This window comes from Streptomyces sp. NPDC054770, from assembly GCF_053611985.1.
Genome location: NZ_JBSHBL010000057.1, coordinates 1 through 16,996 on the forward strand (window position 1 = coordinate 1; position 16,996 = coordinate 16,996).

Consider the following 16,996-nt stretch of genomic DNA (forward strand, 5'->3'; position numbering starts at 1 on the left):
CCCCTGAAGGGGCGCCCGCCCCTGGTCTTTTAGGGGCGCGGGGAACTGCGCGACCAGCCCCCACCCACCGTCAGCCGACAACGAAACGCACTGTGGCCCAAACTCCGTCACCGGAGTTTGGGCCACAGGCCTTGGATCAACGTTTCTCACACGGTCCGGAACGCAAGGACCACGTTGTGGCCGCCGAACCCGAACGAGTCGTTCAGCGCGGCGATCCTGCCCTCGGGCAGCTGCCGTGCCTCACCCCGCACCACATCCGCGTTGACCTCGGGGTCGAGGTCGTCGAGGTTGATGGTCGGCGGAGCCGTCCGGTTCACCAGCGCCAGGATCGACGCGACGGTCTCGATACCGCCGGCACCGCCCAGCAGGTGACCGGTCATCGACTTGGTCGCGGAGATGGCCATGTGGTCGACATCGTCGCCGAACACCTTCCGCAGCGCCTTGATCTCGGCCACATCACCCTGCGGCGTCGACGTCGCGTGAGCATTCACGTGCACGATCTCGGCCGGCTTCAGATCCGTGTTGTCGAGCAGGTTCTGCAGCGCGTGCGCGATCCCGTTGCCCGACGGCTCCGGCTGCGTGATGTGGTGCGCGTCGGCCGAGATGCCCTGGCCGACCGCCTCGGCGTAGATGCGCGCCCCGCGCGCCTTCGCGTGCTCCTCGGACTCCAGCACGATCACGCCCGCGCCCTCACCGAGGACGAAGCCGTCACGGCCGGAGTCGTAGGGACGCGACGCGCCCTCGGGGTCGTCGTTGTTCTTGGACATCGCCATCATGTTGCCGAACGCGGCGATCGGCAGCGGGTGCACCGCGGCCTCCGTACCGCCGGCCACGACGACGTCCGCACGGCCGGTGCGGATCATCTCGATGGCGTACCCGATGGCCTCGGCGCCGGAGGCGCAGGCCGACACGGGGGTGTGCACACCGGCCCGCGCACCCAGCTCGATACCGACGTTGGCGGCCGGCGAGTTGGGCATCAGCATCGGCACGGTGTGCGGGGAGACACGGCGTACGCCCTTCTCCTTGAGCACGTCGTACTGGTCCAGCAGGGTCGTCACACCGCCGATGCCGGAGGCGATGACGGCACCGACCCGGTCGGGGTCGGCGGCCGCGTCCTCACCGGCCCTGGCGGTGAAACCGGCGTCCTTCCAGGCCTCCTTGGCGGCGATCAGCGCGAACTGCGCGGACCGGTCCAGCTTGCGGGCCTGCGGGCGGGGGATGATCTCGCCCGGTTCGACGGCGATCTGCGCCGCGATCCGGACGGGCAGGTCGGCCGCCCAGTCCTGCTCCAGGAGGCGGACGCCGGACTTGCCGGCGACCAGGGCCTCCCAGAACGAAGCTGCGTCGCCACCCAGCGGTGTGGTTGCGCCGATACCGGTGACGACCACGGTGCGATTGGTCGGGCTCACGGGAATTCTTTCTCCAACGGATACGGGATTCGACGGCGCCACCGCCGGGTGGCGGGGCATTGCAGCCGGAGGCTAGTTAACTGCCTCAGGCCTGGTGCTTGAGGATGTAGTCGGTCGCGTCGCCGACGGTCTTGAGGTTCTTGACGTCCTCGTCCGGGATCTTGACGTCGAAGCGCTCTTCAGCGGCGACGACGACCTCGACCATGGACAGCGAGTCGACGTCCAGGTCGTCGGTGAAGGACTTGTCCAGCTGGACGTCCTCAACCGGGATGCCGGCGATCTCGTTCACGATCTCGGCGAGACCTTCGACGATCTCTTCCTGAGTGGCGGCCATGTCAGGCGCTCCTTCTTAGATGTTCCAGACGGTTGCTGCGGTGTTGCAGTCGGCGTCCCGCTCCGGATGCATGATCCGGCACGGAGTGCCTAGGGGAGGGTAACGACAGTGGCGGCGTAGACGAGACCCGCCCCGAACCCGATGACGAGCGCGGTGTCGCCGCTCTTCGCCTCACCGGTCGCCAGGAGCCGCTCCATAGCGAGCGGGATCGAGGCGGCCGAGGTGTTGCCGGTGGTGCGGATGTCACGGGCGACCGTGACGTGCTCCGGCAGCTTGAGAGTCTTCACCATCGAGTCGATGATCCGCACATTGGCCTGGTGCGGGATGAAGACGTCCAGGTCGTCCGCGCTGATCCCGGCCGCGTCCAGCGCCTGCTGAGCGACCTTCGCCATCTCGAACACGGCCCAGCGGAAGACCGCCTGGCCCTCCTGCGTGATCGCCGGGAACTTGACGTTGCCCTGGCTGTCCAGCGGAAGTTCGGACACGTCGCCGATCCGGAAACGGTCCCACGGCACGGTCTGCTTGATGGTCTCGGACTTGTCGCCCTCCGAGCCCCAGACCGTCGGGCCGATCGCCGGGTCCTGCGAGGGACCGACCACGACCGCGCCCGCGCCGTCGCCGAACAGGAAGGCCGTGGCCCGGTCCTCCAGGTCGGTGAGGTCGCTCAGCCGCTCCACGCCGATGACGAGCACGTACTCGGCGGAACCTTCCACCACCATGCCCTTGGCGAGTGTCAGGCCGTAGCCGAAGCCCGCGCAGCCGGCGGAGATGTCGAAGGCGGCCGCCTTGTTCGTGCCGAGCTTGTCGGCGATCTCGGTGGCGACGGCCGGGGTCTGGCTGAAGTGCGAGACGGTCGAGACGACCACGGCGCCGATCTGCTCGGCGGAGATACCCGCATCGGCGATCGCCTTGCCGGAGGCCTCGATGGACATCGCGGCCACGGTCTCGTCCGGGCCCGCCCAGTGCCGGGTCTCGATGCCGGAGCGCGACCGGATCCACTCGTCGGACGAGTCGATCGTCTCCAGGATCACCTCGTTGGGCACCACGCGGGTCGGGCGGTAGCCGCCGACACCGAGGATGCGCGCATACGGGGCACCCTTGCTGGGCTTGATCTTCGACATCGCAGTGGGCTCCTAACTCAGCTGTGCTCGGCGATGAGCTCGCGGGCCGCGTCGAGGTCGTCGGGGGTCTTCAGGGCCAGCGTCTTCACGCCGGGCAGGGCGCGCTTGGCCAGGCCGGTCAGGGTGCCGCCGGGGCACACCTCCAGGAGGGCGGTCACGCCGAGCTCCTTGAACGTCTCCATGCACAGGTCCCAGCGGACCGGGTTGGCGACCTGGCCGACCAGCCGCGCCACGATCTCCTCGCCGGAGCCGACGGCCTGTCCGTCCTTGTTGGAGACGTAGGTGAACTTCGGGTCGAGGGGCGCGAGTTCCTCGGCGGCCTCGGCCAGCTTGTCGACCGCGGGGGCCATGTGGTGCGTGTGGAAGGCACCGGCGACCTTGAGGGCGACGACCTTGCGGACACCCTCGGGCTTGTCCTCGTCGAGCGCGGCGAGCTGCTCCAGGGTTCCGGCCGCGACGATCTGTCCCGCGCCGTTGATGTTCGCCGGGGTCAGACCGAGCTTCTCCAGGTGCGCGACGGAGACCTCCGGGTCGCCGCCGAGCAGCGCCGACATGCCGGTCCGGGTGATCGCGGCGGCCTCGGCCATCGCGAGCCCGCGCCTGCGCACCAGGGTCAGCGCGGCGGTGTCGTCCAGGACGCCCGCGAAGGCGGCGGCGGTGAACTCGCCGACGCTGTGCCCGGCGACCGCGCCCGGAGCGATGCCGGCGATGTCACCGAGTGCCGCGCCGGAGACGAGTCCCGCGGCGACGAGCAGCGGCTGGGCGACCGCGGTGTCGCGGATCTCGTCCGCGTCGGCGTCCGTGCCGTAGTGCACCAGATCGAGACCGATCGCGTCCGACCAGGCACGCAGACGGTCCTCGACACCGGGAAGGTCGAGCCAGGGGTTCAGGAAGCCAGGCGTCTGGGCGCCCTGGCCGGGAGCGACGAGTACGAGCACTCTCACACTCTCTCTTGGGGACGGCCACGGCCGCCCGTGGGGACAGGGACGAAGAACACGAGGGGGTTTTGTGGGGCCCCGACAAAATCCTATGGCTGGAGATCTCCATCGACCAGACGCCCCAGGATCAGCGCGATCCGCAGTGTGAAGGCGGATCGTACATCGGACGGTGACCACCCGGTGACGTCAGTCACACGTCGGAGCCGGTAGCGCACGGTGTTCGGGTGAACGAAGAGCATCCGGGCGGCACCCTCCAGGCTGCTCGCCTGTTCCAGATAGACGCTCAGCGTTTCCAGCAGCGCCGAACCGGCTTCTTCCAGCGGTCTGTAGATCTCCTCCACCAACTGCTCGCGCGCGCTCGGATCGCCCGCGATGGCGCGCTCCGGAAGGAGATCGTCCGCCAGCACCGGCCGCGGCGCGTCCTGCCAGGCGGAACAGGCCTTGAGCCCCGCGGCGGCGGCCTGCGCGGACCGCGTGGCGGCCAGCAGGTCGGGCACCACCGGCCCCGCGACGACCGGTCCCGCGGCGTACGGCCCGATCAGTGACTTGGCCACGGCCAGCGGATTGTCGTTGCCGCCGGCGATGACGACGAGCCGGTCCCCGAGCACCCCGGTCAGCACCTGGAGCTTGGCGTGCCGGGAGGCCCGCCGGATCGCCTCGACGGTCAGCTCGCTGTCCCCGTCGGGCGCGGTCCCGAGTACGACGCACACATGATCGGGCGAGTTCCACCCCAGAGCGGCGGCCCTGCTCACCGCCCCCTCGTCGGCCTCTCCGCTCAGCACGGCGTTGACGACCAGCGACTCCAGCCGGGCGTCCCAGGCACCGCGTGCCTCGGCGGCCTGGGCGTACACCTGAGCGGTGGCGAAGGCGATCTCACGGGCGTACACGAGCAGCGCCTCGCGCAGCACCCTCTCGTCCCCCGGAGCCGCGACCTCGTCGATCGCGCTCTCCATGACCTCGATGGTGGTCCGCACCATCTCCACCGTCTGCCGCAGCGTGATCGCCCGGGTCAGCTCCCGCGGCGCGGTCCCGAACACGTCCGTCGAGATCGCCTGCGGGGCGTCCGGATGCCGGAACCACTCGGTGAAGGCCGCGATGCCCGCCTGGGCGACGAGCCCGATCCAGGAGCGGTTCTCCGGGGGCATGGCCCGGTACCACGGCAGGGTCTCGTCCATGCGTGCGATGGCCTGGGCGGCGAGGCTGCCGGACGACTTCTCCAGCCGCTTCAGGGTCGCGGGGTGCGGGTGGACCTGCTGAGCCGAGGGGTCGGACTTGCGCGTTACGGGTTCGGGCACGGGGACAAGACTGCCTTATCCGGACGGGAGCCTGCGCCGCCGGGTGCCGACTGCGGTCTACCGTGGTGGCGTGATGGACGTCAGGCGCGCGGCGCAGCGCTACCCGGGAGGCGACCCGGCGGCCGGGATCGAGTCGTCGCACGCCTTCTCCTTCGGCCCGCACTACGACCCCGACAACCTGCGTTTCGCGGCGGTCATCGCCTGCAACGAGGAGCGGCTGGCGCCGGGCGCCGGCTTCGACGAGCATCCGCACAGCCACACCGAGATCGTGACGTGGGTGGTGGAGGGCGAGCTCACCCACCGCGACTCGGCGGGCAACGAGACGGTGGTGCGGCACGGGGACGTCCAGCGTCTCAGCGCGGCGGGCGGCGTCCGCCACGTGGAGCGCAACGACGGGTCAGGCCCGCTGACCTTCGTCCAGATGTGGCTGGCCCCGCTACGGCCCGGCGGCGAACCGTCGTACGAGATCGTCCGCGGCATCGCGGACTCGACCCCGTACGCACTCCCGGAGGCCGGCGCGATGCTGCACGTCCGCCGCCTGGGGGCGGGGGAGCGGACGGCGGTGCCGGACGGGGCGTATGTGTACGTGCACGTGGTGCGGGGGGATGTGCGGCTGGGGGGCGAGGAGTTGGGGCCCGGGGATTCAGCACGGCTGGTGGAAGCGAAGGATCTGGCGGCGGAGGGGCTGACGCCGACGGAGCTGCTGATGTGGGAGATGGCGGGGTAGCCGCGGCCGTCCGTTGCCTGCGGGCCGGTGGGGGTTGCCCGCGCAGTTCCCCGCGCCCCTGAAAACCTGACTGCGGGCAGTCCTGCCGCTGGGGCGGCACGGGTGGGCGCAGCGGCACCCTGCCGGCGCCGGTAAGCGTCCCCCCCCGCCCCAGCCGACCTCAGCCGCGCAGCTCCGCCAGCACCGCGTCCGTGAACACCGGCCACGCCTCGACCGCCCAAGGGCCGAACGCCCGGTCCGTCAGCGCGACACACGCCGACCCCACCTCGGGGTCCACCCACAGGAACGTCCCCGCCTGCCCGAAGTGCCCGAACGTCCGAGGCGAGGACGAGGAACCCGTCCAGTGCGGAGCCTTGCCGTCCCGGATATCGAAGCCCAGCCCCCAGTCGTTCGGGTTCTGGTGCCCGTACCCCGGCAGCACCCCCTTCGTCCCCGGGTACTGGACGGTCAGCGTCGCCTCCGCCACCGTCCGCGGATCCAGCAGCCTCGGCGCCTGCAACTCGGCCGCGAAGCGGAGCAGGTCGGACACCGACGACACGCCGTCCTTCGCCGGCGACCCCTCCAGCGACGTCGACGTCATGCCCAGCGGCTCCAGCACCGCCTGCCGGGCGTACTCGGCGAACGGCATCTCCGTCGCCTTGGCGACATGCTCCCCGAGCACCTCGAACCCGGCGTTGGAGTACAGCCGCCGCTCCCCGGGCGGCGCCGTCACCCGGTGTTCGTCGAAGGCCAGCCCCGAGGTGTGCGCGAGCAGATGCCGTACCGTCGCCCCCTCGGGCCCCGCCGGCTCGTCGAGTTCGACCGCCCCCTCCTCGTACGCGACGAGCACCGCGTACGCCGCGAGCGGCTTGGTGACGGAGGCCAGCGGGAAGCGCTGTCCGACCGGCCCGTGAGTACCGAGGACCGTCCCGTCGGTGCGTACGACACCCGCCGCGGCGGTGGGGACGGGCCAGTTCTCGATCGACGCGAGGCTGTTCAAGGACATGCCTACGACCCTAAGCGGCTCAGAGCCGCAGGCTCATCGTGGGGTCCGGCTTGTGGGCGAAGCCGAGGGCGGCGTAGAGGGGCTCGGCCTCGGCGGACGCGGTCAGCATGACCTGCCCCGCGCCCCGCTCACGGAACCAGGCCAGCAGCTCCGTCATGCACGCGCGCGCGTACCCGCGCCGGCGGGCGTCCGGGTCGGTGGCCACGCTGAAGACGTACCCGGAGCGGCCGTGCGGGTTGTGCGCCTTGCCGATCCGGTAGTCGACGGTCCCGGCCACCAGCGCGGCCAGCGCCCCCGGCCGGTCCGGATGGTCGACGACGAACGCGGCGAAGTCCCCGTCGGGTTCGCCCAGCTTCTCCTCCAGCACCGACCGCGCCTGGGTGTGCCACCCTGTGGAGGTGTCCCCACCGGGCAGCGCGTCGATCATCACCTGGCGCAGACGCAGCACTTCCGCGGCGTCCTCGGTCGTGGCACGGCGTACGAGACTCATGCTCCGCACGCTAGCCACCGCCCGCCCCGCTCGTCGCGGGTTTTCTTACTCGGTTCCGCTTGCTTCGAGTGCACTCCAAGGCCATAGCTTTGGCGTATGACGGTGATGCAGACCACGACCGCGGCCCCCACCCAGCAGCCCGACCGCGCGCCCGCCGACATCTGTTCCGCCCCACCCCGGCGGCATCCGCGTCCCGAGGGCCAGGACCGCTACACGATCAGCGAGGTCGTCGCCTTCACCGGCCTGACCGCCCACACCCTGCGCTGGTACGAGCGGATCGGCCTGATGTCCCACATCGACCGCTCCCACACCGGCCAGCGCCGCTACAGCAACCGCGACCTGGACTGGCTGGACTTCGTGACCAAGCTCCGCCTGACCGGCATGCCGGTGGCGGACATGGTGCGATACGCGGAACTGGTGCGAGAGGGCGAGACGACCTACTCCGACCGCCGGGAGCTGCTGGAGCAGACCCGCAGGGACGTCGTGTCGAGAATCGCCGAACTGCACGACACCTTGTCCGTGCTGGACCGGAAGATCAGTTTCTATGAGACGGGCGGCAGCTGAAGCGCCCCTCACGATGGCGCCCCTTCAGGGGCGCGAGGAACTGCGCGAGCAACCCACCACCACCCGCACCCGACAACGCACCCTCAAAGCTCCGCCAACAACTCCGCCTTCTTCGCGGCGAACTCCTCATCGGTGACCAGCCCCGCCTGATGCAGCTCTCCCAGATGACGAATCCGCTCGGCGATGTCGGCGGGATCCCGCCGCCCCGCCTGCACCGGCACCGCAGCGCCCCCCTTGGCCCGCAGGGCCTCCAGCACGGCCGCCGCGAACGGCAGTGACTCGTGCACCGGGCCGTACCCGAGCCCGAACACCACGGCCGCCGGATCCTGATCCGCCGGTACCGCCGGCGTCGCCCCCGCGAGGTCCCGCCGCAGCAGTCGCAGATGCCCCTCGAAGACCTCCGGCGACCGCCACTCCACCCCCGCGAGGTCGGCGACGGCGAAACTCTGGTCGCCGGCCTTCCACTTCGCCGTGGACGCGCCCGTCCACGACCACCGGAAGTGCACGGCCCTGCCGTCGAAGCCCGCCTTCCCGTCGTACGCCTTGAACTGCCGGGGCCCCTCGGGCGCGGCCACCAGAAACCTTTCGGCCGGGCCGGAGGCGGTGAGCAGCGGCCGCAGCTCGTCGGCGTAGTACTCGGCGAGGGTCGCCCGCTCGGCCGGGAGCACCAGACGGTAGGGGTCGCTGCCGTCCTTCAGCTGTCCGGCCGCCGCCTCGATCAGCGGATCCGCGCCGGGGCGCGGCTCGGCCCGGAGTACGACCGTGCCCCGCTTCCCGGGCGTGAGCGTCACGCCCTCCAGCGCGGCCAGCGGCACCCGGCGTTCACCCAGGCTCTGGAACAGCTTGGGTGTTCGAATCCCCCGTTCGTAGCGGATGAGCACGGAGTCGGACTCGAACTCCCAGGCGGCATGAAATCCGGCCAGTACGTCACCCATGCGGCTCATCGTATGTGGCACGTGCTTCCCAGTCCCATCCCCGCGCGTACCGCACTTCCTGCTGTCTCTACGCGCGTCCGGCCATCAACGTGCCGGACAAACCCGCCCGGCACCCGTCATCGTCGTGGGCGCAGGTCACCGCGCCGTATGCGCCGACCCCGACGTCGGCGAGGTTGCGCAGGCTGTCCGTGCCCGGCTCGAAGTAGCCGGCGTGTCCCTGGGCGTCGCGCGCCGACAGCACCCGGGCGCCGAAGCCGGAGGAGACGGGGTCGGCGCCGTGGCCGAGTCCGCCGAGCTCCAGATAAGGGACGTCCTGGATCCAGTCGGTGGCGTCCCGCATCGCCCACACCCGGGCCGCGGTGCCCAGGTGGGAGGCGCTCTCGACGCGCATCCCGGGGCTCGCGGCCACCGCTATGTCCGCCACCCGGTCCGGCATGGCGTGCGCGGCCACCCCGCAGACCACCGAGCCGTAGCTGTGGCAGAACATCGACACCGGCGCGTCGCCGGGCAGCGCGCGCAGCAGCGCGTTGAGGCGTACGGCGCCCTGCTCGGCGGCCATTCCGGTCGCCGCGTCCACGCCGAGGCCGTCGGGCGCGGTGTAGTCGGCCCAGGCGATCACCGCCGTGCGGGTGGTGGGGCTCGCCGTGCGCTCCGCCTTGTACAGCGCCTTGGCCATGCCGACCGGCGCGGTGTACTGGCGGTACGTCTTCTGGAAGGTGAGCAGGTCGGTGTCGACGCCGGGGACCACGACGGAGATCCGCTCGGCCCGGTCGAGGTCGCCGAACACCTCCGCGACCCGGCCGCTGCCGTCCGGGTCGAAGGCGAGGATCTGCCGGCCCTTGGCCAGCAGCGCCTCGTAGCGGTGCATACGACGGCCGGCGTCCTGTTGCCCGGCCGTGCTGAGCCGGGGGTCGTGCATGCGTTTCTTCTCGACGGCGCGCTGCCGGCCGAGGGCGATGTCGTTGGCCTGGTAGCGCAGTTCGACCGGGGCGCCGTTCATGTTGCCCACGGCCAGCGGGTAATGGTGCGCGAGCCGGTCGCGCTCCTGCGCGGTCAGCGAGGCGAAGAACCGGGTGAGCCGCGCGGGCGAGGCCTCCGGGTCCGGCAGGTGCAGGCCGTGGACACTGCCGTGCTCCCACTTGTCGAGGGAGGCCTGGAGGGCGGTGGTCTCGCGGTGCGTGCGCATGGCGGTCCAGCCGGTGGTCGCGAGCATCACGAACACCACGGCCAGGGCGAGCAGTGCGCGCCAGACGTTGAGTGGCGGGGAGGCGTCGAAGGAAGTCACTGGGAGGACACACTAGGAGAACGAAGGGGTCTCGCGGTAACTGAGTGACAGTTATCACGTTTCGGCAAAGGTGAGGTCGATCTCAGGCCCGTGTGGCAGGTGTTCGGACGGTTCAGCCCTCGCGCCAGTTCCCGGTGAGCGCCGGTCCCACCTGATCGAGGTAGGACGCGGTGAGTTCACGGATCGCCGCGACGCTGAAGTCCTCGCCGACCGACCAGTGCCGCTCGGTGACCCGGATGACCGCGCCGAACACGGCGACCACGAGCCGCGGCCGGGGATCGGTGTCCGGGTCGACGCCCTCCCGCTCGGCGACGATCCGGGCGATCGCCTCCTCCGTCTCCGCATGGCGACGCAGATGGGCGGCGAACAGGGCCGGGGTCGCCTCGATCATCTTGTACGTGCGCAGGAACAGCTCGACCGGGACGTACTGCTCGATCGCCTGCTCGATGGTGTCCCAGCTGTCCATGACCGACCGGCGCAGCGCCTCCAGCGGGGCCTCCTCGGGCGGGCGGCGGCGCACCGCCTCGACGTAGTGCTCCTCGGTGAGCCGCGGCACGAAGAAGGCCGCGTCCTCCTTGCTGGCGAAGTAACGGAAGAAGGTGCGCTGCGAGACGTCGACGCGGGCGGCGATCTCGTCGACGGTGGTGTGCTCGTAGCCCTGGGTCACGAACAGTTCGAGCGCGGCGCGCAGCAGCGCGTCCCGGGTGCGCTGTTTCTTGCGTTCGCGCAACGTTTCCATGCCTGACAGTTACTGACTAGTGAATTTGTCTGTCAACTGTCAGAGGCTGTCACTAGCCTCGAACGCATGACTAGTCAGACCACGATCGACACGGCGGGGTCGGGGGACAAGGCAGCAGCAGCCCTGCCGGACCAACCACCGGCCTCCGGCCTGCGCGGCCACCCCTGGTTCACCCTGATAACCGTCGCCGTCGGGGTCATGATGGTCGCCCTCGACGGCACCATCGTGGCCATCGCCAACCCGGCGATCCAGAAGGACCTCGGCGCCACCTTCGCCCAGGTGGAGTGGATCACCAACGGCTACTTCCTGGCCCTCGCGGTCTCCCTGATCACCGCGGGCAAGCTCGGCGACCGCTTCGGCCACCGCCAGACCTTCCTGATCGGTGTCGTCGGCTTCGCCGCCGCCTCCGGTGCCATCGGCCTGTCCGACAGCATCGGCCTGGTCGTCACCTTCCGGGTCTTCCAGGGCCTGTTCGGCGCGCTGCTGATGCCGGCCGCGCTCGGCCTGCTGCGGGCCACCTTCCCGGCCGAGAAGCTCAACATGGCGATCGGCATCTGGGGCATGGTGATCGGCGCCTCCACCGCGGGCGGCCCGATCCTCGGCGGTGTGCTGGTGCAGCACGTCAGCTGGCAGTCGGTGTTCTTCATCAACGTGCCGGTCGGCCTGACCGCCCTCGTCCTCGGCGTGCTGATCCTGCGCGACCACCGCGCCGAGAACGCCCCGCGCTCCTTCGACCTGCTCGGCATCGGCCTGCTCTCCGGCGCGATGTTCTGCCTGGTCTGGGCGCTCATCAAGGCGCCGAGCTGGGGCTGGGGCGACGGCAAGACCTGGACCTTCATCGCCGCGTCCGTCCTCGGCTTCGCCCTCTTCTCCTTCTGGGAGACCAGGGTCAAGGAGCCGCTGATCCCGCTCGGCCTGTTCCGCTCCGTGCCGCTGTCGGCGGGCGTGGTCCTGATGGTCCTGATGGCCATCGCCTTCATGGGCGGCCTGTTCTTCGTGACGTTCTACCTCCAGAACGTGCACGGCATGGACCCCGTCGACGCCGGCCTCCACCTGCTCCCGCTCACCGGCATGATGATCGTCGGCTCCCCGCTGGCCGGTGCCGCGATCACCAAGCTCGGCCCGCGCATCCCGCTGGCCGGCGGCATGGCGGCCACCGCGATCGCCATGTACGGCATGTCCACGTTGAAGGCGGACACCGGCAGCGCGCTCATGTCCCTCTGGTTCGCCCTGCTCGGCCTCGGCCTCGCGCCGGTCATGGTCGGCGCCACCGAGGTCATCGTCGGCAACGCCCCGATGGAGCTCTCCGGTGTGGCCGGCGGTCTCCAGCAGGCCGCGATGCAGATCGGCGGCAGCCTCGGTACGGCCGTCCTCGGCGCCGTGATGGCCTCCAAGGTCGACAGCGACCTGCCGGGCAACTGGGCCGCCGCGGGGCTGCCGAAGCTGACCGACGCGCAGCTGGCGCAGGCCTCGGAAGCCGTCCAGGTCGGTGTCGCGCCGGTCGCCAAGGGCACGCCCGCGGAGGTCGCCGCGAAGATCGCCGACGTCGCCCACGACACGTTCATCTCCGGCATGAGCCTCGCCTCGCTCGTCGCGGCGGGGGTGGCGGCGGTCGCGATCCTGGTCGCGCTGCTCACCAAGCGCGGCGAGAACGCGGGCGCTGACGCCGGCGTGGGCCACATCTGAGGCATCCATGGGCGGAGTTCACCTATCAGGGTGACTCCGCTAAAGATTCCTCGCCCTCGGCACGCGCCGCAGGTCACAGTGGGTCAAGTCCTCCGCAGGGCATGGGGGGACGGCGGGCCGCGGCGCGCTGCTGGAGGGGGGCAGCGCGCGGGCAGGTCTGCGGAGGCGGAACGGGGGTACCCGGTCATCAACCCGAACAGTCCATGGAGACGGAGGAGTTGATGATGGCGAGCTTCGGGCAACGAACCCGCGGGTACCCCCGTTCACGCGGCCGCACAGGTCCGCGGAGCGGGCTGGACCGCGACACGCTGGGCATCATCGGCATGATCTGCGCGATCGCCGGCTTCTTCACGCTGGGGATCGTGCTGGGGCCGGCGGCACTGGCGTGCGGCTGGCTCTCCATGGACCGGGCATGGAACCCGAAGAGCTCGATACCGGCGCTGGTGGCGGTGGTGCTGGGAGCGATCGACACGCTGCTGGCGCTGCTGTTGCTGGGTGGCGTATCGCTCTAGCGTGCGACCCGGCGGGGGCTGCTCGCGCAGTTCCCCGCGCCCCTGAAGACTCAACTGCGGGCAGTCGTGCCGCTGGGGCGGCACGGGTGGGCGCAGCGGCACCCGGCCAGCGCCGGTGAGCGCACCCCGCCCCCCGCCACCACCCCCTCGCGCAGAGCCAGCACCTCGGCCCGCAGTGCCCGCACTTCATCGGTCAGCAAGGCGATCGCCTCCGTCTGCCGCCGCTCCTCCACGTCGTCCTTCTCGAACCGCGCGATGAACCAGGTCGCGATGTTCGCCGTCACCACACCCAGCAGGGCGATCCCGGAGAGCATCAGGCCCACCGCGATCATCCGGCCCAGCCCCGTCGTCGGCGCGTGGTCCCCGTACCCCACCGTCGTCATCGTCGTGAACGACCACCACAGCGCGTCACCCAGCGTCCGGATGTTCCCGTTCGGCGAGTCGCGTTCCACCGACAGCACGGCCAGCGACCCGAACATCAGCAACCCGATCACCGTGCCCACGACATACGTGGTCAGCCGGATCTGCGAGGCCATCCGCGCCCGCCGCCCCACCAGCATCAGCGTCGCGACGAGCCGCAGCAGCCGCAGCGGCTGGAGCAGCGGCAGCACCACCGCGCACAGGTCTATCCAGTGCGTCCGCACGAACTCCCGGCGCCGCGGCGCCACCGCGAGCCGGACGAGGTAGTCGACGGCGAAGGAACCCCACACCGCCCACTCCGCCACCGTGCACGCGGCGGTGAGGACGTGCCCGGCGGAACGGTCCACGATCGGCAGCGCGTAGGCGACGGCGAAGGCCACCGCGAGTGCCAGCAACGGCCGTTGAGTGACCTGCTCCCAACGCGCCTGTGCGGACTGTTCCTTCATGTGCGCATCGTAAAGAAACCGCAAGGGCGGCGGAGACCACGGCTCCGCCGCCCTTGACCCGTCCGCCCGTCAGGCGCTACGCGTCGCCGCCCGCCGCACCCGGGTGCGCCGCCGTGACGTCCAGCAGCTGGTACCGGTCGATGGCCTGCTTGAGCACCGAGCGGTCGAGCTTGCCCTCGCGGGCCAGTTCGGTCAGCACCGCGACCACGATCGACTGCGCGTCGATGTGGAAGAAACGGCGCGCCGCCCCCCGCGTGTCGGCGAAGCCGAACCCGTCGGCGCCCAGCGACTGGTACGTGCCCGGCACCCAGCGTGCGATCTGGTCCGGAACCGATCGCATCCAGTCGGACACGGCCACGAAAGGACCCTCGGCGCCGCTCAGCTTCTGCGTCACCCACGGCACCCGCTGCTCCTCCTCCGGATGCAGCAGGTTGTGCTCCTCGCAGGCCACGGCCTCGCGGCGCAGCTCGTTCCAGGAGGTGGCGGACCAGACGTCGGCCTTGACGTTCCAGTCCTCGGCGAGGATCTTCTGGGCCTCGATCGCCCACGGCACCGCCACGCCCGACGCCATGATCTGCGCCGCGACCGTGCCCGCCGTGCCCGCGCTGATCCGGTGCACGCCCTTGAGGATGCCCTCGACGTCGACGTCGGCCGGCTCGGCCGGGTGCTGGATCGGCTCGTTGTAGACGGTCAGGTAGTAGAAGACGTCCTCGCCGTGCGGGTGCTCCGCGTCGCCGCCGTACATGCGGCGCAGGCCGTCCTGGACGATGTGCGCGATCTCGTACGCGTACGCCGGGTCGTAGGCCACGCATCCCGGGTTCGTCGAGGCCAGCAGCTGGGAGTGGCCGTCCGCGTGCTGGAGGCCCTCGCCGGTCAGGGTCGTACGGCCGGCGGTCGCGCCCAGGACGAAACCGCGCGCCAGCTGGTCGGCCATCTGCCAGAACTGGTCGCCGGTGCGCTGGAAACCGAACATCGAGTAGAAGACGTAGACCGGGATGAGCGGCTCGCCGTGCGTGGCGTAGGCCGAGCCGGCCGCGATGAGCGAGGCCGTGCAGCCCGCCTCCGAGATGCCGTCGTGCAGCATCTGGCCGGTCGGCGACTCCTTGTAGGCGAGCAGCAGATCGCGGTCGACCGCCTCGTACTGCTGGCCGAGCGGGTTGTAGATCTTCGCGCTCGGGAAGAAGGAGTCCATGCCGAAGGTGCGGTACTCGTCCGGCGCGATCAGTACGAAGCGGCGGCCGAGCTCCTTGTCCCGCATGAGGTCCTTGAGGAGACGGACGAAGGCCATGGTGGTCGCGATGGACTGCTGGCCGGTGCCCTTCTTCACGGTCGCGTACGTCTTGTCGTCCGGCAGGGCGAGCGGCTTGGAGCGTACGACGCGGGTCGGGACGTAGCCGCCGAGGCCCTTGCGCCGGTCGTGCATGTACTGGATCTCCTCCGAGTTCCGGCCCGGGTGGTAGTACGGCGGCAGGCCGGACTCCAGCTCCCGGTCGGAGATCGGCAGGTGCAGGCGGTCCCGGAAGCCCTTGAGGTCGGCGACCGTCAGCTTCTTCATCTGGTGCGTGGCGTTGCGGCCCTCGAAGTTCGGGCCCAGCGTCCAGCCCTTGATCGTCTTGGCCAGGATGACCGTCGGCTGGCCCCGGTGCTCGGTGGCCGCCTTGAACGCCGCGTAGATCTTGCGGTGGTCGTGGCCGCCGCGGCCCAGGTGCAGGATCTGGTCGTCGCTCATGTGCTCGACCATCGCGCGCAGCCGCTGGTCGTCACCGAAGAAGTGGTCGCGGATGTACGCGCCGGACTCGGTGGCGTAGGTCTGGAACTGACCGTCCGGGGTCGTGTTCATCTTGTTGACCAGGACGCCGTCGCGGTCCTGGGCGAGCAGCGGGTCCCAGGTGCGGTCCCAGACCAGCTTGATCACGTTCCAGCCGGCGCCCCGGAAGACCGACTCCAGCTCCTGGATGATCTTGCCGTTGCCGCGTACCGGGCCGTCCAGCCGCTGGAGGTTGCAGTTGACGACGAAGGTCAGGTTGTCCAGGCCCTCGCGGGCGGCGATGGACAGCTGGCCGAGCGACTCCGGCTCGTCCATCTCGCCGTCGCCGAGGAACGCCCAGACGTGCGACTTCGACGTGTCGGCGATCCCGCGCGCGTGCATGTAGCGGTTCATCCGCGCCTGGTAGATCGCGCCGATCGGGCCGAGGCCCATCGACACCGTCGGGAACTCCCAGAAGCCCGGCATCGAGCGCGGGTGCGGGTAGCTGGAGAGGCCGTCCGGGTACTTCGACTTCTCCTGGCGGAAGCCGTCCAGCTGGGCCTCGTCGAGCCGGTCGAGCAGGAACGCGCGGGCGTAGATGCCGGGGGAGGCGTGGCCCTGGAAGAAGACCTGGTCGCCGCCGAGGCCGTCGTCCTTGCCCCGGAAGAAGTGGTTGAAGCCGACGTCGTAGAGGGAGGCCGAGGAGGCGAAGGTGGCGATGTGGCCGCCGACACCGATGCCCGGACGCTGGGCGCGGGAGACCATCACCGCGGCGTTCCAGCGGGTCGCGTTGAGGACCTTGCGCTCGATCTCCTCGTTGCCCGGGAAGAACGGCTCCGCCCGGGTCGGGATCGTGTTCACGTAGTCCGTGCTGCGCATCTCGGGCACCGCCACGCGCCGCTCGCGCGCGCGCTCGATCAGGCGGAGCATCAGATAGCGGGCCCGCTCCCGGCCGCGCTCGTCCACGGCGGCGTCGAGCGAGTCGAGCCACTCCTGGGTTTCCTCGGGATCGAAGTCAGGAACCTGACTCGGAAGGCCGCCAATGATGATCGGGTTGCGATCGGATCCGGAAGCCACGCTGTTCCTTACCTGTCAGAGGGGCACTGATTCCCTGTTTTTCCCTGTTTTCACTGTTTCCCTGCGCTTGGCCTGCACCGCTGTCCATCGTCCACCCCGGGGCAGCGCACGTCATCTCTACCGTGAGGTAACTCGCGACCGGCCAAAACGCAACGATACGCCCGGGGTGTGACGCGCTTGGCAAACTCGTTCGACCGCCGTATGTGAGGATGATTCCGAAAGGGACATTGCGGGCAAAAGGGAGTGGTGTGTGTCACATGGGTCCGCGATACGGTGCCGGGAGTTG

The 16,996-nt window shown here is 70.4% G+C and carries 16 protein-coding genes; 4 read left to right on the forward strand and 12 right to left on the reverse strand.

Annotated elements, in window-relative coordinates:
- Positions 1-146 precede the first annotated feature (146 nt).
- The 5 genes from fabF to fasR all read right to left on the reverse strand — a co-directional run bounded on the left by fabF (position 147) and on the right by fasR (position 5,097).
- Positions 147-1,409: a beta-ketoacyl-ACP synthase II gene (fabF, locus tag ACWGKQ_RS36535; protein WP_453296341.1), complete on the reverse strand. Its 1,263-nt coding sequence runs from the start codon at positions 1,407-1,409 to the stop codon at positions 147-149.
- An 85-nt stretch (positions 1,410-1,494) separates the two neighbouring features.
- Positions 1,495-1,743 carry an acyl carrier protein gene (locus tag ACWGKQ_RS36540; RefSeq protein WP_046425089.1) on the reverse strand — a complete coding sequence of 83 codons (249 nt, stop codon included), beginning with the start codon at positions 1,741-1,743 and terminating at the stop codon, positions 1,495-1,497.
- 89 nt (positions 1,744-1,832) lie between these two features.
- The gene (locus ACWGKQ_RS36545; RefSeq protein ID WP_453296342.1) at positions 1,833-2,864 is read right to left on the reverse strand and encodes a beta-ketoacyl-ACP synthase 3; all 1,032 of its coding nucleotides are present in this window, start codon (positions 2,862-2,864) and stop codon (positions 1,833-1,835) included.
- 17 nt (positions 2,865-2,881) lie between these two features.
- Positions 2,882-3,802, reverse strand: a complete 921-nt coding sequence (locus ACWGKQ_RS36550) for an ACP S-malonyltransferase (RefSeq protein WP_453296343.1) — start codon at positions 3,800-3,802, stop codon at positions 2,882-2,884.
- Between the two features lie 89 nt (positions 3,803-3,891).
- Positions 3,892-5,097: a fatty acid biosynthesis transcriptional regulator FasR gene (gene fasR, locus ACWGKQ_RS36555; RefSeq protein ID WP_453296344.1), complete on the reverse strand. Its 1,206-nt coding sequence runs from the start codon at positions 5,095-5,097 to the stop codon at positions 3,892-3,894.
- Positions 5,098-5,170: 73 nt separating this feature from the next.
- On the opposite strand from fasR, the gene ACWGKQ_RS36560 reads away from it, so the two are divergent.
- On the forward strand, positions 5,171-5,824 hold the full coding sequence (locus tag ACWGKQ_RS36560) for a pirin family protein (protein WP_453296398.1): 654 nt from the start codon (positions 5,171-5,173) through the stop codon (positions 5,822-5,824).
- 160 nt (positions 5,825-5,984) lie between these two features.
- Here ACWGKQ_RS36560 and ACWGKQ_RS36565 read toward each other — a convergent pair whose 3' ends face one another.
- Complete coding sequence (locus ACWGKQ_RS36565; RefSeq protein ID WP_453296345.1) at positions 5,985-6,809, reverse strand: serine hydrolase domain-containing protein; 825 nt, start codon at positions 6,807-6,809, stop codon at positions 5,985-5,987.
- 19 nt (positions 6,810-6,828) lie between these two features.
- Entirely contained in the window at positions 6,829-7,299 is a 471-nt protein-coding gene (locus tag ACWGKQ_RS36570; protein WP_453296346.1) for a GNAT family N-acetyltransferase, read from the reverse strand.
- Between the two features lie 96 nt (positions 7,300-7,395).
- Here ACWGKQ_RS36570 and ACWGKQ_RS36575 point away from each other — a divergent pair, with 96 nt between their 5' ends.
- Complete coding sequence (locus tag ACWGKQ_RS36575; protein WP_453296347.1) at positions 7,396-7,863, forward strand: MerR family transcriptional regulator; 468 nt, start codon at positions 7,396-7,398, stop codon at positions 7,861-7,863.
- Between the two features lie 83 nt (positions 7,864-7,946).
- Here ACWGKQ_RS36575 and ACWGKQ_RS36580 read toward each other — a convergent pair whose 3' ends face one another.
- The 3 genes from ACWGKQ_RS36580 to ACWGKQ_RS36590 form a co-directional block, all read right to left on the reverse strand.
- Positions 7,947-8,798 carry a DUF4429 domain-containing protein gene (locus ACWGKQ_RS36580; protein WP_453296348.1) on the reverse strand — a complete coding sequence of 284 codons (852 nt, stop codon included), beginning with the start codon at positions 8,796-8,798 and terminating at the stop codon, positions 7,947-7,949.
- A gap of 67 nt (positions 8,799-8,865) precedes the next feature.
- Positions 8,866-10,083, reverse strand: a complete 1,218-nt coding sequence (locus tag ACWGKQ_RS36585) for an alpha/beta hydrolase (RefSeq protein ID WP_453296349.1) — start codon at positions 10,081-10,083, stop codon at positions 8,866-8,868.
- Between the two features lie 112 nt (positions 10,084-10,195).
- On the reverse strand, positions 10,196-10,822 hold the full coding sequence (locus ACWGKQ_RS36590; RefSeq protein WP_453296350.1) for a TetR family transcriptional regulator: 627 nt from the start codon (positions 10,820-10,822) through the stop codon (positions 10,196-10,198).
- Positions 10,823-10,888: 66 nt separating this feature from the next.
- Between ACWGKQ_RS36590 and ACWGKQ_RS36595 the strand changes: the two genes are divergently transcribed.
- Both ACWGKQ_RS36595 and ACWGKQ_RS36600 read left to right on the forward strand, forming a co-directional pair.
- On the forward strand, positions 10,889-12,508 hold the full coding sequence (locus ACWGKQ_RS36595; protein ID WP_453296351.1) for an MFS transporter: 1,620 nt from the start codon (positions 10,889-10,891) through the stop codon (positions 12,506-12,508).
- Between the two features lie 224 nt (positions 12,509-12,732).
- A complete protein-coding gene (locus tag ACWGKQ_RS36600; protein ID WP_453296399.1) occupies positions 12,733-13,020 on the forward strand; it encodes a small hydrophobic protein in 288 nt (95 codons plus the stop codon).
- Between the two features lie 50 nt (positions 13,021-13,070).
- Here ACWGKQ_RS36600 and ACWGKQ_RS36605 read toward each other — a convergent pair whose 3' ends face one another.
- Positions 13,071-13,886 carry a potassium channel family protein gene (locus ACWGKQ_RS36605; protein WP_453296352.1) on the reverse strand — a complete coding sequence of 272 codons (816 nt, stop codon included), beginning with the start codon at positions 13,884-13,886 and terminating at the stop codon, positions 13,071-13,073.
- Positions 13,887-13,962: 76 nt separating this feature from the next.
- Positions 13,963-16,710: a pyruvate dehydrogenase (acetyl-transferring), homodimeric type gene (gene aceE / locus ACWGKQ_RS36610; RefSeq protein WP_453296353.1), complete on the reverse strand. Its 2,748-nt coding sequence runs from the start codon at positions 16,708-16,710 to the stop codon at positions 13,963-13,965.
- Between the last annotated feature and the right edge of the window lie 286 nt (positions 16,711-16,996).

Coding starts and splice junctions, on each gene's coding strand:
- ACWGKQ_RS36540 (WP_046425089.1), bottom strand. CDS start 1,743: ATGGCCGCCACTCAGGAAGAGATCGTCGAAGGTCTCGCCGAGATCGTG.
- ACWGKQ_RS36545 (WP_453296342.1), bottom strand. CDS start 2,864: ATGTCGAAGATCAAGCCCAGCAAGGGTGCCCCGTATGCGCGCATCCTC.
- ACWGKQ_RS36560 (WP_453296398.1), top strand. CDS start 5,171: ATGGACGTCAGGCGCGCGGCGCAGCGCTACCCGGGAGGCGACCCGGCG.
- ACWGKQ_RS36565 (WP_453296345.1), bottom strand. CDS start 6,809: ATGTCCTTGAACAGCCTCGCGTCGATCGAGAACTGGCCCGTCCCCACC.
- ACWGKQ_RS36570 (WP_453296346.1), bottom strand. CDS start 7,299: ATGAGTCTCGTACGCCGTGCCACGACCGAGGACGCCGCGGAAGTGCTG.
- ACWGKQ_RS36575 (WP_453296347.1), top strand. CDS start 7,396: ATGACGGTGATGCAGACCACGACCGCGGCCCCCACCCAGCAGCCCGAC.
- ACWGKQ_RS36580 (WP_453296348.1), bottom strand. CDS start 8,798: ATGGGTGACGTACTGGCCGGATTTCATGCCGCCTGGGAGTTCGAGTCC.
- ACWGKQ_RS36590 (WP_453296350.1), bottom strand. CDS start 10,822: ATGGAAACGTTGCGCGAACGCAAGAAACAGCGCACCCGGGACGCGCTG.
- ACWGKQ_RS36595 (WP_453296351.1), top strand. CDS start 10,889: ATGACTAGTCAGACCACGATCGACACGGCGGGGTCGGGGGACAAGGCA.
- ACWGKQ_RS36600 (WP_453296399.1), top strand. CDS start 12,733: ATGGCGAGCTTCGGGCAACGAACCCGCGGGTACCCCCGTTCACGCGGC.
- ACWGKQ_RS36605 (WP_453296352.1), bottom strand. CDS start 13,886: ATGAAGGAACAGTCCGCACAGGCGCGTTGGGAGCAGGTCACTCAACGG.